Source organism: Streptomyces sp. NBC_00667, assembly GCF_036226825.1.
Lineage (GTDB): Bacteria > Actinomycetota > Actinomycetes > Streptomycetales > Streptomycetaceae > Streptomyces.
This window is the reverse complement of record NZ_CP109022.1, coordinates 4746082-4761472: the sequence shown is the minus strand read 5'-3', so window position 1 is coordinate 4761472 and position 15391 is coordinate 4746082. Positions and strand designations below refer to the sequence as shown.

The window sequence follows — 15391 nt, the reverse complement described above, 5'->3', positions numbered from 1 at the left end:
GTGTGTAGGTTTCGCTGCCAATCCTATGGGGCGGGGGGCCGCAGCCACTAAACGGTTTGCCGCGTCGGCCGCCGGGAACGCCGACGGGAGCGCCGCGCGGGCCGCTGCGCGGTGCCTCGCCCGGCGCCGCCCGGACCCGCGCCTCGATCGCCGACGGGGCCGGAAGGGTCCGGCGGCGCGCCCGGGGCCTCGCCCGATCGGCGCCGGATCGGCGCCGGACCCCTCGCCCGGGGCGGGCGCGGGGCCCGTCCGTCCGGGCTCGGGGACGTGGGCCGGCGCCCGGGCGTGGGCTAGGAGGCGGCCTGGGATTCCTTGGCGGCCGCGGCGGCGAGTTCGGCCGTGATGTCCGCCGGGCGGCGCCAGCCGCGTTCGCCGCGGGCCAGGAGCCAGGCCGTGGCCTCCTGGGGAGGCATCGCGGCGGCGACCAGCCAGCCCTGGACGGCGTCGCAGCCCAGGTCGCGCAGGCGCTCCCAGGTCTCGTCGTCCTCGACGCCCTCCGCGACGACCAGCAGGCCCAGCGAATGCGCGAGGTCCACCGTGCACCGCACGATCTCGGCGTCCTGGGCGTCCACGGCCAGCCGCGCCACGAACGAGCGGTCGATCTTGAGCTCGCTGACCGGCAGCCGCCGCAGGTGCACCAGCGAGGAGTAGCCGGTGCCGAAGTCGTCCAGGGACATCTTCACCCCGTGGCCGGTCAGCCCGGCCATGGTGTCCGCCGCCCGCTGGGGGTCCTCCAGCAGGACGTGTTCCGTTATCTCCAGCTGGAGGCCGCTCGCCGGGACACCGTGCCGGGCGAGTCTGGCGGCCACCGCCCCCGCGAAGCCGGGGGTGTGGACGTCGCGCGGTGAGACGTTCACGGCGACCGGCACCTCGAGGCCCTGGGCGCGCCAGCGGGCCACCTGGGCCAGCGCCGTCTCCAGGACGTACTCCGTCAGGTGCGGCATGAGGCCGGAGGTCTCCGCGATGGCGATGAACTCGTCCGGGGAGACCCGCCCGCGTTCCGGGTGGACCCAGCGCACGAGCGCTTCGAGGCCGGCCACCTTCCCGTCGAAGCGGACCTTCGGCTGGTAGTGGAGTTCGACCTCGCCCGCGTCGAGCGCCCGCCGGAGGTCGCCCAGGAGGCCGAGCCGGTCGGGCGTGTTGCTGTCGCGCTTGGACTCGTACACCTCCACGCCGGTGCGGTCCCGCTTGGCCTGGTACATGGCGACGTCGGCCCGCCGCAGCAGGCCCTCCGCGTCCAGGGCGTGGTCGGGGAAGACGGCGAGGCCGGCGCTGGCCTCCAGGACGAGGGTGAGACCGTCCAGGTCGAGCGGGGAGCTGAGCTCGGAGACCAGGTGGCGGGCGACCCGCTGGGCACTGGTGGTGGAGTCGGCGAGGGGCAGCAGGACGGCGAACTCGTCGCCGCCCAGGCGCGCCGCCTCGGCGTCCGGCGGGAGCGCCTGGCGCAGCCGTTCGGCGATCTGGAGGAGCAGCCGGTCCCCGGCGAGGTGGCCGAGGGTGTCGTTGACGGCGCGGAAGCGGTCGAGGTCGATGAGGACCAGGGCGGAGCGGGTGCCCAAACGTTCAGCCTCGTCCAGTGCCGACCAGGTGCGCTCCAGCAGCCACTGCCGGTTCGGCAGGCCGGTCAGCGGGTCGCGCAGCTGTTCCTCGGCGCGGGCGCGGGCGATCCAGAGGGTGGAGTCCAGTGCGATGAGCGGTACGGCGAACAGCGGCAGCAGTACCGGCTGGTTGGAGGCGACGACGCAGATCAGCGGGGCGATGCCGAGCAGCGCGGCGGCGACCAGCGCCTGCCTGAGCAGGGCGGTGCGGGCGACGGTGGGCAGTCCGGCGCCGCGCGGGGCGAGCGCGAACCACAGCACGATCCGGGTCACCAGCAGGTAGGCCAGGGCTGCCAGGACCACTGCGGGGATCGCCGCCAGGTCCCAGGTGCCGGGCAGCCAGGGGGTCTCCACGGTCGGCGTCTCGCCGAAGGCGGCCAGGGCGAGGGCGCCCGCGCCGATGCCGAGGATGTCGGCGGAGCCGTGCAGCAGGCCCTGCCGCCAGCGGTGGCGGCGGGCGGCGCCCACGAGCGAGACCACCGCCAGCGAGACCAGTCCGGCGGGGACCCATCCGTACAGGAGGAGGACGCCGAGGGTGAGCGCGGCTCCCGAGCCGGTACCGCCCCACCAGCGGTCGCGGCCGAGCGCCACGAGGTGGCCGACGATGACGCCGGTGAGCAGGGCGAGGGCCCAGCCCACCGGGCCCCCGGGGAACAGGGCGTGACGGTCGGTCAGCGAGGTGACGACGCCCGACGCCAGTACGACGACGGCCAGGCCGACGACGGCGAAGGGCAGCACGGTACGCCCTTGTCCGTCGCCCGCGCCCGCCCCGGTGTCGAGCGTGCGGGTCTGCGGTGTCCTGGTACGCAGGAGACCGAGCCGGCCCGTCCGCACGGGCGGGGGTTCCCCGCCGGATTCGGGTGACGGGTCGGCGCTTTCGGTGGGTTTCATGCCCGTCCCTCTCACAGCCGGCAATGCCGATGTCACGCGATGGCCCCTGTGTCGTGCCACCACGGCTGACAGCACATCAGGCAGCCGTGGACGACGGGGCGCACCCCTCAACAGTAGGACGCGAGAGGGGCCCAGGGGCAGCGGTCGGCGGTGGTTGCCCGAATGCGACCCAGCCATCCTCATCAGTACCGTATCCGCCGAACAGGTGAGTTTGGACCAGGGCGACCCGGGCCACCCATCCGATGATCCGACAGCTCACGGGGGCGCCACCAGCCTTGTACCGGCCTTTTACCACTGGGAGCCGCGCCGGGCGTGCGCCCGCCCGTACGGCCGCACGCCACGCATCGGTTCGCCCTCGCCGCCACCGCGCGAGGACGTTCATCCGGTGCTTACTCCGCTCCGGTGGCGCCGTCCACCGGGAGGGCTACGGCGCGCGCGGCGTCGGGCCCCTGCTCCAGAAGCACCGCGAACCCCGCGTCGTCGAGGACCGGGAGCTTCAGCTGGACGGCCTTGTCGTACTTCGAGCCCGGGTTCTCGCCGACGACGACGAAGGAGGTCTTCTTCGAGACGGAGCCGGTGACCTTGGCGCCCCGGCTCTGCAGGGCCTCCTTGGCGCCGTCGCGGGTGTGGCTCTGCAACGTGCCGGTGACCACGACGGTCATGCCCTCCAGCGGCCGCGGCCCCTCGGCTTCGCCGGAACCTTCCTCCTCCATCCGGACACCGGCCTCGCGCCACTTGCGCACGATCTCCCGGTGCCACTCGACGGCGAACCACTCCTTGAGGGAGGCCGCGATGATCGCGCCGACCCCGTCGGTGGCGGCGAGTTCCGCCTCGGTGGCCTGCTCGATGCGCTCGATCGAGCGGAATTCCCGGGCGAGGGCCTCGGCGGCGACGGGCCCGACGTGGCGGATGGACAGCCCGTTGATGATGCGGGCCAGGGGGCGGTCCTTGGCGGCTTCGATGTTCTGGAGCATCGCCAAGGCGTTCTTCTTCGGTTCGCCCTTCTGGTTGGCGAAGACCCTGACGATCTTCTCTTCGCCCGTCTTGGGGTCCCGCTTGGGCAGCCCGCTGTCCTGGTCGAGCACGTACGCCTTGATGGGCAGCAGGTCCTCGATGGTGAGGGTGAACAGGTCCCCCTCGTCCCGCATCGGCGGGGAGGCCGGCTCCAGCGGCCGGGTCAGCGCGGCCGCGGCGACCTTGCCGAAGTTCTCGATGTCCAGGCACTGCCGGCCGACCAGGTAGAACAGCCGCTCGCGCAGCTGCGCGGGGCAGGTCTGCCCGTTGGGGCAGCGCAGGTCGATGTCGCCTTCCTTCATCGGCCGCAGCGGCGTACCGCACTCGGGGCACTCGGCGGGCATCACGAACTCGCGCTCGGTGCCGTCGCGCAGGTCCACCACCGGTCCGAGGATCTCGGGGATGACGTCGCCCGCCTTGCGCAGTACGACGGTGTCTCCGATCAGCACGCCCTTGGCCTTGACGACCTCCTGGTTGTGCAGGGTCGCGAACTCGACCTCCGAGCCGGCCACGGTCACCGGCTCGACCTGGGCGTACGGGGTGACGCGCCCGGTGCGGCCGACACCGACCTTGATGTCGACCAGCTTGGTGTTGACCTCTTCGGGGGCGTACTTCCAGGCGATGGCCCAGCGCGGGGCGCGCGCGGTGGAGCCGAGCCGGCCCTGGAGCGGGATCTCGTCGAGCTTGACGACGACGCCGTCGATCTCGTGCTCCACGGAGTGCCGGTTCTCGCCGAAGTAGGAGATGAACTCACGGACCTCTGCGAGCGAGGAGACCACCTTGTTGTGCCGGGCGGTCGGCAGCCCCCACTCGCCGAGCAGCCCGTACGCCTCGGAGAGCTTGCCGATGTCGAAGCCCTCGCGCGCGCCGATGCCGTGGACGACCATGTGCAGCGGGCGGGTCGCGGTGACCTTGGGGTCCTTCTGGCGCAGCGAACCGGCCGCCGCGTTGCGCGGGTTGGCGAAGGGCTTGTCGCCCGCCTCGACCAGGCGGGCGTTGAGCTCCTCGAACTTCTCCATCGGGAAGAAGACCTCGCCGCGGATCTCCACCAGCTTCGGGATCCGCTCGCCCTTGAGGCGGTCGGGGATCTCGGCGATGGTGCGGACGTTGGGCGTGATGTCCTCACCGGTGCGGCCGTCGCCGCGGGTGGCGGCGCGGGTGAGGCGGCCGTTCTCGTAGGTGAGGTTGACGGCCAGGCCGTCCACCTTGAGCTCGCACAGGTAGTGGTAGGCGCCGGTGTTCACGTCCCGGGCCACCCGCTCGGCCCAGGCCGCCAGTTCCTCGTCCTCGAAGGCGTTGTCGAGGGAGAGCATGCGCTCGCGGTGCTGCACGGAGGCGAAGTCCGTCTCGTACGCCCCGGCCACCTTCTGGGTGGGCGAGTCGGGGGTGCGCAGCTGCGGGTACTCCTCCTCCAGCACCTCCACCGAGCGCAGCAGCTGGTCGAACTCGGCGTCGCTGACGACGGGCTGGTCGTTCACGTAGTACCGGAAGCGGTGCTCCTCGACCTGCTCGGCGAGCAGCGCGTGCTGTTCGCGCACCGCCGCCGGTACCGTCGTGTCGCTTGCCTGCTTCTGTTCGGCTGCCATGCCGTGTCCTCCCGTGGCCCGTCTCGACCGTCACTCAGGGTTGTCGGCGAGCGACCTCGCCGCTCTGACGCAGTGCGCCTGTGCCGCGCGGGCGTAGGCGGGCGAGGCGCCCGCCAGACCGCACGACGGGGTGACCACGACGGACTCGGCCAGAGTCCCCGGGGCCAGCCCCAGCCTGCGCCAAAGCTTCCTGACACCCATGACGCTACCGCCCGGGTCTGACAACGGGGCATCCGTGCCCGGCACCACTCCGGCGAAGAGTTTCAGGCCGTCTTCGACCGCTTCCCCGATGGCGTCGTCCTCGCGCTCGGTGAGCAAGGAGAAATCGAACGACACCCCCGCGGCACCGGCTCGCCGCAGGAGGCCGAAGGGCACTTCGGGGGCGCAGGAGTGGACGATCACCTCGCCGCCCCCGACGGAGTCCGTGACGGCGAACAGCTCGCGGAGGGTGCCCTCGACCACCTGCCGGTCGACCGCCCGGTAGGTGCGGTAGCCGCTCGCGGAGCGGACCCGGCCGAGCAGGACGGCCGTCAGCGAGGGCTCGTCGAACTGGAGCACGATCTGGGCGCCGGGGACCCGCCGCCGGACGTCGGCCAGGTGCTCGCGCAGCCCCTCGGCGAGGGATCCGGCCAGGTCGCGGCAGGCGCCCGCGTCCTGGAGCACGGCCTCGCCGCCGTGCAGCTCCAGGGCGGCGGCCAGGGTCCACGGGCCGACGGCCTGGACCTTGAGCTTGCCCCGGTACCCCTGGGTGAACTCCTCCAGGGCGTCCAGGTCCTCCCCGAGCCAGGACCGCGCGCGCCTGGTGTCGCGGCCGGGCCGGTCGCTGATGCGCCAGCCGCTGGGTTCGACGTGGGCGTACATCTCCACGAGCAGCCCCAGGCTCCGGCCGATCATGTCGGCGCCCGGCCCGCGGGCGGGCAGCTCGGGGAGGTACGGGAACTCCTCGAAGGAGCCGGTGGCGGTCTTGGCGGCTTCGCGGGCGTCGCCGCCGGGCAGCGAACCGACGCCGGTGGCGTTCGCGGTCATCGGCCGGGCCTCACGGACAGGTCGTTGACCTCGGCGTCGCGGGGCAGGTCGACGGCCATGACGATGGTGGTGGCCACCGATTCGGGGTCGATCCAGTCGGCGGGGTCGTACTCCTTGCCCTCCTGCGAGTGCACCTTGGCCTGCATGGGGCTGGCGGTGCGGCCCGGGTAGACCGAGGTGACGCGGACGCCGTGGGGCTTCTCCTCGGCGCGCAGGGAGTCGGCGAGCGCCTTGAGGCCGTGCTTGGAGGCGGCGTACGCGCTCCAGTCGGCGTGGGCGGTCAGGCCGGCGCCGGAGTTCACGAAGACGACGGTGGCGCGTGAGGCGCGCAGGGTGGGCAGCAGCAGCCGGGTGACCTCGGCGGGGGCGATGAGGTTGACGTTGAGCTGCTGGTGCCAGGTCTTGGGGCGCAGCTCCCCGACGGGGCCGAGGTCGACGATGCCGGCGATGTGCAGCAGGGAGTCGATCCGCTCGGGGACGGCCTGCTTGGAGAACGCCCAGGAGAGCCGGTCGGGGTCGGCGAGGTCGCCGACGAGCGCGCGGGAGCCGGGGTAGCGGTCGGTGAGCTGCCTGGCGCGGCCGGCGTCGCGGGCCAGCAGGACGAGGTCGTCGCCGCGCGCGTGCAGGCGGGCGGCGACGGCGGCGCCGATGCCGGATCCGGCACCGGTGATCAGGTGAGTAGCCATACGGCCATGCTCGCACCCCGGGGCGGGCCGTCGTCCGTGCCGGGGTGCGGTGGGCGCGCGGTGCGGTGGGCGCGCGGTGCGTGGGGGCACGGTGCGGTGGGCGCGCGCGGTGCGGTGGGCGCCGCCCGGTCAGAGGCCGGCGGCCTCGCGCAGGCCGGCGGCGGTCTTGTGGGCGTCGTAGCCCGGCGGGACTCCGTCGACCAGGATGATCTCGCCGGGGATGTGACGGGCGCGGAGCGGGACGAGGGCCTGGTAGGCGGGGGACGCGTACCAGGCGCGGGCCCGCTCGATGTCCGGGAAGCCGATCACGACGAGCGTGCCGGGGAAGGTGCCTTCCATGACCTCCACCTCGGCCCCGTGGACGAGGAAGCGGCCTTCGAAGGGGTCCATGGTGGCCTGGACCTCCTCGATGTAGCGCAGGATCTCCTCGTTCATGGTCTCGGGACGCTGGAGGCCGATGGCGTACGCGGTCATGACTGTCTCCCCTCTCGGCTTTCCGGGTGGTCCGGGCCGTTGCCCCGATCCTGTCGCGCCGTGGCGTCGATGGCGATTACCTCGCGGGTCATGCCTCCACGAGGGCCGGGCGGAAGGTGCGCCGGTAGGCGATCGGGGAGATGCCCAGGGCGGCCCGCATGTGCTGGCGCAGGGAGTTCGCGGAGCCGAAGCCGGAGCGGTGGGCGACGAGGTCGACGGGCAGGTCGCTGGACTCCAGCAACTGCCTTGCCAGATCGAGGCGTTGTCCGGTGAGCCACTGGACGGGGGTCATGCCCACCTCGTCGCGGAAGCGCCGGGTGAAGGTGCGCAGGCTCATCCTCGCGTGCGCGGCCAGCTCGGCCAGGGTGAGCGGCTGGGCGAGCCGCTCCAGGGCCCAGGCCCGGGTGGCGGTGGTGGTGGCGACGGTGGGTTCGGGGACCGGCCGGTCGATGTACTGGGCCTGGCCGCCGTCGCGCCACGGCGGCACGACGCACAGCCGGGCGGCGCGGTTGGCGACGGCGGTGCCGTGGTCGGCGCGGACCAGGTACAGGCAGAGGTCGATGCCGGCGGCGACGCCGGCGGAGGTGAGGAGGTCGCCGTCGTCGACGAAGAGCACGTCCTCGTCGAGCTTGACGCGCGGGAAGGCCCGCTGGAACTCCGGTGCGTGCACCCAGTGGGTGGTGGCGGGCCGGCCGTCGAGGAGCCCGGCGGCGGCGAGCACCTCGGAGCCGGTGCAGATGGACACGATGCGGGTGCCGGGGCGGATGGCCGCGAGGGCGTCGGCGAGGGACTGCGGCAACGGTTCGCCGCGCAGCAGCCCGGGCATGGCGTGGGTCGGCGGGACGATCACGGTGTCGGCCGCGGCGAGGGCTTCGGGGCCCGCGGCGACACCGACGGTGAAGCCCGCGTCACTGGCGACCGGGAGTCCGTCCGCGGTGCAGACGGTGACCTCGTAGAGGGCGCTGCCGTCCTCGGCGCGGGCGTTGCCGAAGACGCGCGAGGGCATGCCGAGCTCGAAGGGGGCGACGCCGTCGAGGGCGAGTACGGCTACACGGTGCATGGCCAGATTCTGTCACATGGTGGCCGTCCGGCCACCACCATGAGCGTCTCCGGGCGGCCAAGCTGGTGCCATCGGCCGGTAAAACCGGCGCAGAACGCAACCAAGGAGACATACATGCGTGCCGTCGTCGTCAGCCGGTGGGGTGGACCCGAGGTTCTCACCGAGGTCGAGGCCGACCGGCCCGAGCCGGGTCCGAACGAGATCCTGGTACGGGTGCACGCGGCCGGCGTGAACCCGGTGGACTTCAAGACCCGGGCCAGTGGCGCCCTCATCGGCTGGGGCGAGGTCCCGATGGTCGGCTGGGACGTCTCGGGCACCGTCGAGGCCGTCGGCCCGGGCGTCACGCTCTACCGCGCGGGCGACGAGGTCTACGGCATGCCGAACTTCCCGCGCCAGGCGGGCGGCTACGCCGAGTACGTGGTCGCTCCGGCCCGGCACTTCGCGCGCAAGCCCGCCTCCCTGGACCACGTGCAGGCGGCGGCCCTGCCGCTGGCCGCGCTGACCGCCTGGCAGGCGCTGGTGGACACGGCCGGGGTCACCGAGGGCCAGCGGGTGCTGATCCACGCGGCGGCCGGCGGCGTCGGCCACCTGGCGGTGCAGATCGCCAAGGCCCGCGGCGCGTACGTGATCGGCACCGCGAGCGAGGGCAAGCACGAGCTGCTGCGCGAGCTGGGCGCCGACGAGCTGATCGACTACCGCTCCACCGACTTCGAGGACGCCGTCCGCGACGTGGACGTCGTGCTCGACGCGGTCGGCGGGGACCACGGGCAGCGCTCGCTGAAGGTGCTCAAGCAGGGCGGGCACCTGATCACCCTGCCCGGCCCGGACGGCCTGCCGCAGGACCCGCAGGGCGTGCACTGCGCCTGGATGCTCGTGGAGCCCGACCTCCACGGCCTGCGGGAGATCGCCGCGCTGGCCGACGCGGGCGAGCTCCGCGTGGTCATCGACACGGTGCTGCCGCTGGAGCAGGCGGCGAAGGCCCACGAGATCGGCGAGCAGGGGCGGACCACCGGCAAGATCGTCCTGACGGTGGCCTGAGCCGGGCGGGCCGGACCGCCCGGCCCCGGTCAGACGTGGGCGGTGGCGCGGGTGGTGGTGGCGATGGTGGCGGAGCCGACCACGCGCGTGCCGTCGTAGAGCACGACGGCCTGCCCGGGCGCCACGCCGCGCACCGGCTCCGTGAAGGAGACGCGCAGCTCGCCGTCCACGACCTCGGCGAAGACCTCGCTCTCGCCGCCGTGGGCGCGCAGCTGGGCGGTGTACGTCCCCGGGGCGGCCGGGGTGGAGCCGCACCAGCGGGGGCGGATGGCGGTGAGGGCGCTCACGTCGAGGGCTTCGACGGGGCCCACGGTCACGGTGTTGTTCACCGGCGAGATGTCGAGGACGTAGCGCGGCTTGCCGTCGGGGGCCGGGTGCCCGATGCGCAGGCCCTTGCGCTGGCCGATGGTGAAGCCGAAGGCCCCGTCGTGGCTGCCGACCTTCTCGCCGGTCGCCCCGTCCACGATGTCGCCCTCGGCCTTGCCCAGGCGGCTCGCGAGGAAGCCCTGGGTGTCCCCGTCGGCGATGAAGCAGATGTCGTGGCTGTCGGGCTTCTTCGCGACGGCCAGGCCCCGGCGCTCGGCCTCGGCGCGGATCTCGTCCTTGGTGGTGAGGGTGTCGCCGAGCGGGAAGAGGGCGTGGGCGAGCTGCTTCTCGTCCAGGACGCCGAGGACGTACGACTGGTCCTTGGCCATGTCGGAGGCGCGGTGCAGCTCGCGGGAGCCGTCGGGGTTCTCCACGACGGTGGCGTAGTGGCCGGTGCACACGGCGTCGAAGCCGAGGGCGAGGGCCTTGTCGAGCAGGGCCGCGAACTTGATTTTCTCGTTGCAGCGCAGGCAGGGGTTGGGGGTGCGGCCGGCCTCGTACTCGGAGATGAAGTCCTCCACGACGTCCTCGCGGAAGCGTTCGGCGAGGTCCCAGACGTAGAAGGGGATGCCGATGACGTCGGCGGCGCGCCGGGCGTCGCGGGAGTCCTCGATGGTGCAGCAGCCGCGGGCACCGGTCCGGAAGGACTGCGGGTTCGCGGAGAGGGCGAGGTGGACGCCGGTCACCTCGTGCCCGGCTTCGACCGCGCGGGCCGCGGCGACGGCGGAGTCCACACCGCCGGACATGGCGGCCAGGACGCGGAGGGGGCGGGGGGTGCGCGGCAGGTTCTCAGTCATAGCACCGTCCAGGGTACGGGGGAACCGCCCGGGGTCACAGCGCGTTGTGGGGAGCGGGGGGTGGATCACATGGGGAGCAGGGGCAGGACCCGCAGAGCCGTGCTGTTCGGGGGGCTCGGGATCTTCGCGGTGGCGGCGGTCGCCGGGCGGGAGGAGCTCGGGCGCGCGTGGTGGATGCTGCCGGGGGTGTCCCGGCCCCGCGAGGAGGGGGCGCTGGACCACGCGGGCGCGAGCTGGACGGCGGCCTCGCCGGCGAACTGGCGGATGGCGGACCGGCCCGAGGACTACCGGGTCGACCGGATCGTCATCCATGTCACCCAGGGCAGCTTCGACACCTCGGTGGACGCCTTCAAGAATCCTTGGCACAAGGCGTCGGCGCACTACATAGTCCGCCAGGACGGGCACGTGGAGCAGATGGTCCGCGAGCTGGACGTGGCCTTCCACTCCGGGAACCGCTCGATGAACGAGCGCAGCGTCGGCATCGAGCACGAGGGGTTCGTCGACCGGCCGCAGGACTTCACGGACGCGATGTACGCGGCGTCGGCCCGGCTGGCTGCGGACGTCTGCCACCGGTACGGCATACCGGTCGACCGCAAGCACCTGCTGGGCCACTCCGAGGTCCCGGGCACCGACCACACCGATCCGGGCCCCCTGTGGGACTGGGACCGGTACCTGCGCATGGTCGGTGAGGCGCTGCGGGAGCGGATACCCGGCTGAGGCCGGCGGTGCGGGAGCAGGTACCTAGCTGAGGCCGGCGGTGCGGGCGCGTGCCACGGCGGGGCCGATGGCGGCGGCCACGGCGGTGACGTCCTCCTTGGTGGAGGTGTGGCCGAGGGAGAACCGCAGGGTGCCGCGGGCAAGCTCGGGGTCGGTTCCGGTGGCGAGCAGGACGTGGCTGGGCTGGGCCACGCCCGCGGTGCAGGCGGAGCCGGTGGAGCATTCGATGCCCTGGGCGTCGAGGAGCAGCAGCAGCGAGTCGCCCTCGCACCCGGGGAAGCTGAAGTGCGCGTTGGCGGGAAGCCGCTCGACGGGGTCTCCGCCGAGGACGGCGTCGGGCACTTCCCGGAGCACGGCGGTGACCAGCTCGTCGCGCAGGGCGCCGATCCGGGTGGCGAAGTCCTCGCGCCGCTCGGCGGCGAGGACGGCGGCGACCGCGAAGGCCGCGATGGCGGGCACGTCCAGGGTGCCGGAGCGGACGTGCCGCTCCTGGCCGCCTCCGTGCAGGACGGGTACGGGGCTCTGGTCGCGGCCGAGCAGCAGCGCGCCGATGCCGTAGGGGCCGCCGACCTTGTGGCCGCTGACCGTCATGGCGGCGAGGCCGCTGCCGGCGAAGCCGACGTCGAGCTGCCCGAAGGCCTGGACGGCGTCGGAGTGCACCGGAATCCCGAACTCGGCTGCGATCGCGGCGAGTTCGGGGACCGGCAGTACGGTGCCGATCTCGTTGTTGGCCCACATGACGGTGGCGAGGGCGATGTCGTCGGGGCCCCGCTCCACCGCTTCCCGGAAGGCCTCGGGGTGTACGCGCCCGTACCGGTCCACGGGCAGGTACTCGACGCGGGCGCCCTCGTGCTCGGCGAGCCAGTCGACCGCGTCGAGGACGGCGTGGTGCTCGACCGGGCTGGCGAGGACACGGGTGCGGGCGGGGTCCTGGTCGCGGCGGGCCCAGTAGAGGCCCTTGACGGCGAGGTTGTCGGCCTCGGTGCCGCCGGCGGTGAAGACCACCTCGCTCGGGCGCGCGCCGAGGGCTTCGGCGAGTGCCTCGCGCGCCTCCTCGACGGTGCGGCGGGCGCGGCGGCCGGCGGCGTGGAGGGAGGACGCGTTACCCGTGGCGGCGAACTGCGCGGTCATCGCCGCAGCTGCCTCCGGCAGCATCGGCGTGGTAGCGGCGTGATCGAGGTAGGCCATGATCCCCCGATTCTACGAGCCCCCCGCCGCCACCGACCCCTCCGGGCCCCGAGCCGGCCGCGACCCGCCCTCCAGTGCGGTGCACCGGCCGGGGCTCGCGCCGCCCGGCGCGGCCGGGCGGAGCGAGAGCCGCGTCAAGAAGTGGTGCGCGGGGCGCGGGCCAGCTGGCGTGACTGGGCCACCAGGCGGTCGGCCGAGTCCCAGACCTCGGCGTCCTCCTCCAGGAAGCCGCCGGCCAGGTTGCGCGTGGTGATGGCGACCCGCAGCGGACCGGGGGCCGGGCGGTGGCGGATGTGCGTGGTGAGTTCGACCGTCGGCGTCCAGCCCATCAGGCCGAGGTCGAAGGCGGTCGGCGGCAGCGCGTCCACCGCCAGCAGCAGGGACAGCGGGTCCGCGTCCCGGCCGTCGGCCAGCTCGAACCAGGCCCGCATCTCGCCCTTGCCGGACGGTGCGCCGACGGCCCAGCCGGCCGTCGCGGGGTCCAGCCGCAGCCGCAGCCGGTCGACGATCTCGGAGCTGCCCGGGATGGGGGCGGGCCCGGCTTCGGTGCCGAGGCAGTCCTGGTACGCCGGGATGGCCGGGGGCCGCGCCGTGGTGTGGACGGAGTCGGGGAGCGAGTCGAGGTCGCCGTAGGAGGCGAGGACCCGGATGCGTTCGATCTCGGCGCCGCTCTCGTCGTACTGGAAGAGCGAGGCCTGCCCGGTGGAGAGGGTGCGCCCGGTCCGCACGACCTGCGTGCGGACGACGGCGGGGCCGGGCACGGAGGAGGTCAGGTAGTGGGCGGAGACGGTGAACGGGTCCGGGTGCGGCAGCGCCGCCGCCAGCGCCCGGCCGACCAGGGCCAGCAGGTATCCGCCGTTGACCGCGCTGATGATCGTCCAGCCGGCGGAGAGTTCCGTGTCGTACACCCCGGCCTCGCCCGCGCGGGGGGCGAGGGCGGTGTCGCGGTCGAACTCGCTGTCTCCGATGGCTGCCTGGGCCGCTGTGTGTGACATGAGGCGACGGTACACCGGCAAGCTACTAAGCGGTAGCTTTGGTCTGCTACGGCAGCGTCACGGCTCTTCGGTCACGGCGGAGCGGCGGTTCCAGGCCAGCGGCGCCCGCCAGTGGTAGCGGATCGCGAGGAGCCGGAGCACGAAGGCGGTGACGATGGCGACGCCCGTGGTGATGCCGTTCAGCACCTCGAACCCGATGAACAGGGCCACCATCGAGGCCCCGACCACGGCCGGGACCGCGTACATCTCCCGGTCGCGCAGCAGCGACGGCACCACGCCGGCGAGGACGTCCCGCATGACGCCGCCGCCGACCGCCGTCGCCACCCCCAGCGCGGCCGACGCGGTGAGGCCGAGCCCGTACTCGTAGGCCTTCGTGGTGCCGGACACGCAGAACAGTCCGAGCCCGGCGGCGTCGAAGACGTTGATGGCGCGGTTGATCCGCTGGACCTCGGGGTGCAGGAAGAAGACGAGCGCGGCGGCGACCAACGGGGTCGTGAAGAAGCTGAGCTCGCCGAACGCGGCCGGCGGGACGGCGCCGATCACCAGGTCGCGCAGCAGTCCGCCGCCGAGGGCGGTGACGAGCGCGAGCACGCAGATGCCGAAGACGTCGAAGTTCTTGCGGACGGCCAGCAGCGCGCCGGCGGTGGCGAAGACGAAAATGCCCGCGAGGTCCAGGGCGTGCTGGATACCGGGCGGGAAGAGATCCTGGGACACGCCCCCATTGTGCGTGCTGGCGGCGGTGGCCCCGGCAGGGCCCCGCCACGGCGGAACGGCAGCGCGTCCGGGGTCCCCGGGCGTGGCCGCCCCGGGACCCCGGACGCGCCGGACTAGACGGTCGGCGTCTCGACGGCTTCCGCCGCGCCGGGCAGGGCCTTGTCGCCCGGCGCCTGGTCGGGGGCGTTCTCCGGGTGGTGGCAGGCGACCTGGTGCCCGGTCTTGAGGGCGACCAGCGGCGGCTCCTGCGTGGTGCAGAGCTCGGTCGCCTTCCAGCAGCGGGTGTGGAAACGGCAGCCGCTCGGCGGTGAGATGGGCGAGGGCACGTCGCCCTTGAGCAGGATGCGGCCGCTCTTCGCGCCCCGCCGCCTCGGGTCCGGCACCGGCACGGCCGACATCAGCGCGGTCGTGTACGGGTGCATCGGCGCCTCGTACAGCGACTTGCGGTCCGCCAGCTCCACGATCTTGCCGAGGTACATCACCGCGATCCGGTCGGAGACGTGCCGGATGACCGACAGGTCGTGCGCGATGATGACGTAGGTCAGGCCCAGTTCCTCCTGGAGGTCGTCCAGCAGGTTCACCACCTGGGCCTGGATCGAGACGTCCAGCGCCGACACCGGCTCGTCCGCGACGACCAGCTTCGGCTTGAGGGCCAGCGCCCGTGCGATGCCGATGCGCTGGCGCTGGCCGCCGGAGAACTCGTGCGGATAGCGGTTGTAGTGCTCGGGGTTGAGGCCCACCAGCGAGAGCAGCCGCTGGACCTCCGCCTTGACCCCGCCCTCGGGGGTGACCTTCTGGAGGCGGAACGGCGCTCCGACGATCGTGCCGACCGTGTGGCGGGGGTTCAGCGAGCCGTACGGGTCCTGGAAGATCATCTGGACGTCGCGGCGCAGCGGCCGCATGCCGGCCACACCGAGGTGGGTGATGTCCTTGCCCTCGAACTCGACCTTCCCGCCGCTCGGTTCGAGCAGTCGCGTGATCAGCCGGCCCATCGTGGACTTGCCGCAGCCGGACTCGCCGACGATGCCGAGGGTCTCACCCCGGCGGACGTCGAAGTCGATGCCGTCGACGGCCTTGACCGCTCCGGCCTGGCGGCGCAGCAGCCCCTTGTTGATGGGGAAGTGCTTGACCAGCCCGGTCACCTTGAGGAGCGGCTCCTCGGCGGAGGCCGCCGCGGGGGCCGCAGGGACCTCGGAGAGCTCGGAGACCTCGGAGGCCCCCGGCTCACCCGTCTTGTTCAT

13 protein-coding genes are annotated in these 15391 nt (G+C 73.3%); 2 read left to right on the top strand and 11 right to left on the bottom strand.

The window, feature by feature from the left end; translation table 11 throughout:
* Positions 1-290: 290 nt before the first annotated feature.
* The 6 genes from OHA81_RS22190 to OHA81_RS22165 all read right to left on the bottom strand — a co-directional run bounded on the left by OHA81_RS22190 (position 291) and on the right by OHA81_RS22165 (position 8335).
* Positions 291-2489: a putative bifunctional diguanylate cyclase/phosphodiesterase gene (locus tag OHA81_RS22190; RefSeq protein WP_329198516.1), complete on the bottom strand. Its 2199-nt coding sequence runs from the start codon at positions 2487-2489 to the stop codon at positions 291-293.
* 389 nt (positions 2490-2878) lie between these two features.
* On the bottom strand, positions 2879-5089 hold the full coding sequence (gene ligA / locus OHA81_RS22185; protein WP_329198514.1) for an NAD-dependent DNA ligase LigA: 2211 nt from the start codon (positions 5087-5089) through the stop codon (positions 2879-2881).
* A gap of 30 nt (positions 5090-5119) precedes the next feature.
* Complete coding sequence (locus OHA81_RS22180; RefSeq protein ID WP_329198512.1) at positions 5120-6115, bottom strand: methionine synthase; 996 nt, start codon at positions 6113-6115, stop codon at positions 5120-5122.
* A complete protein-coding gene (locus OHA81_RS22175; RefSeq protein ID WP_329198510.1) occupies positions 6112-6801 on the bottom strand; it encodes an SDR family oxidoreductase in 690 nt (229 codons plus the stop codon). The genes OHA81_RS22180 and OHA81_RS22175 overlap by 4 nt, the downstream gene beginning before the upstream one ends.
* Positions 6802-6930: 129 nt before the next feature.
* Positions 6931-7275, bottom strand: a complete 345-nt coding sequence (locus OHA81_RS22170) for a DUF1330 domain-containing protein (RefSeq protein ID WP_329198508.1) — start codon at positions 7273-7275, stop codon at positions 6931-6933.
* An 88-nt stretch (positions 7276-7363) separates the two neighbouring features.
* Positions 7364-8335 (bottom strand): GlxA family transcriptional regulator, encoded by a 972-nt coding sequence (locus OHA81_RS22165; protein WP_329198506.1) that lies wholly within the window; start codon positions 8333-8335, stop codon positions 7364-7366.
* A 114-nt stretch (positions 8336-8449) separates the two neighbouring features.
* Here OHA81_RS22165 and OHA81_RS22160 point away from each other — a divergent pair, with 114 nt between their 5' ends.
* A complete protein-coding gene (locus tag OHA81_RS22160) occupies positions 8450-9373 on the top strand; it encodes an NADP-dependent oxidoreductase (protein ID WP_329198504.1) in 924 nt (307 codons plus the stop codon).
* A gap of 29 nt (positions 9374-9402) precedes the next feature.
* Here OHA81_RS22160 and mnmA read toward each other — a convergent pair whose 3' ends face one another.
* Positions 9403-10536 (bottom strand): tRNA 2-thiouridine(34) synthase MnmA, encoded by a 1134-nt coding sequence (gene mnmA, locus OHA81_RS22155; protein ID WP_329198502.1) that lies wholly within the window; start codon positions 10534-10536, stop codon positions 9403-9405.
* Between the two features lie 69 nt (positions 10537-10605).
* On the opposite strand from mnmA, the gene OHA81_RS22150 reads away from it, so the two are divergent.
* A complete protein-coding gene (locus tag OHA81_RS22150) occupies positions 10606-11253 on the top strand; it encodes an N-acetylmuramoyl-L-alanine amidase (RefSeq protein ID WP_329198500.1) in 648 nt (215 codons plus the stop codon).
* Positions 11254-11277: 24 nt separating this feature from the next.
* Here OHA81_RS22150 and OHA81_RS22145 read toward each other — a convergent pair whose 3' ends face one another.
* From OHA81_RS22145 to OHA81_RS22130, 4 genes are all read right to left on the bottom strand, one after another.
* A complete protein-coding gene (locus OHA81_RS22145; RefSeq protein WP_329198498.1) occupies positions 11278-12441 on the bottom strand; it encodes a cysteine desulfurase family protein in 1164 nt (387 codons plus the stop codon).
* A 134-nt stretch (positions 12442-12575) separates the two neighbouring features.
* Positions 12576-13436 (bottom strand): thioesterase family protein, encoded by an 861-nt coding sequence (locus OHA81_RS22140; protein WP_329198496.1) that lies wholly within the window; start codon positions 13434-13436, stop codon positions 12576-12578.
* A 57-nt stretch (positions 13437-13493) separates the two neighbouring features.
* Complete coding sequence (locus tag OHA81_RS22135) at positions 13494-14150, bottom strand: trimeric intracellular cation channel family protein (protein WP_329198494.1); 657 nt, start codon at positions 14148-14150, stop codon at positions 13494-13496.
* A gap of 113 nt (positions 14151-14263) precedes the next feature.
* The gene (locus OHA81_RS22130; protein WP_329198492.1) at positions 14264-15391 is read right to left on the bottom strand and encodes an ABC transporter ATP-binding protein; all 1128 of its coding nucleotides are present in this window, start codon (positions 15389-15391) and stop codon (positions 14264-14266) included.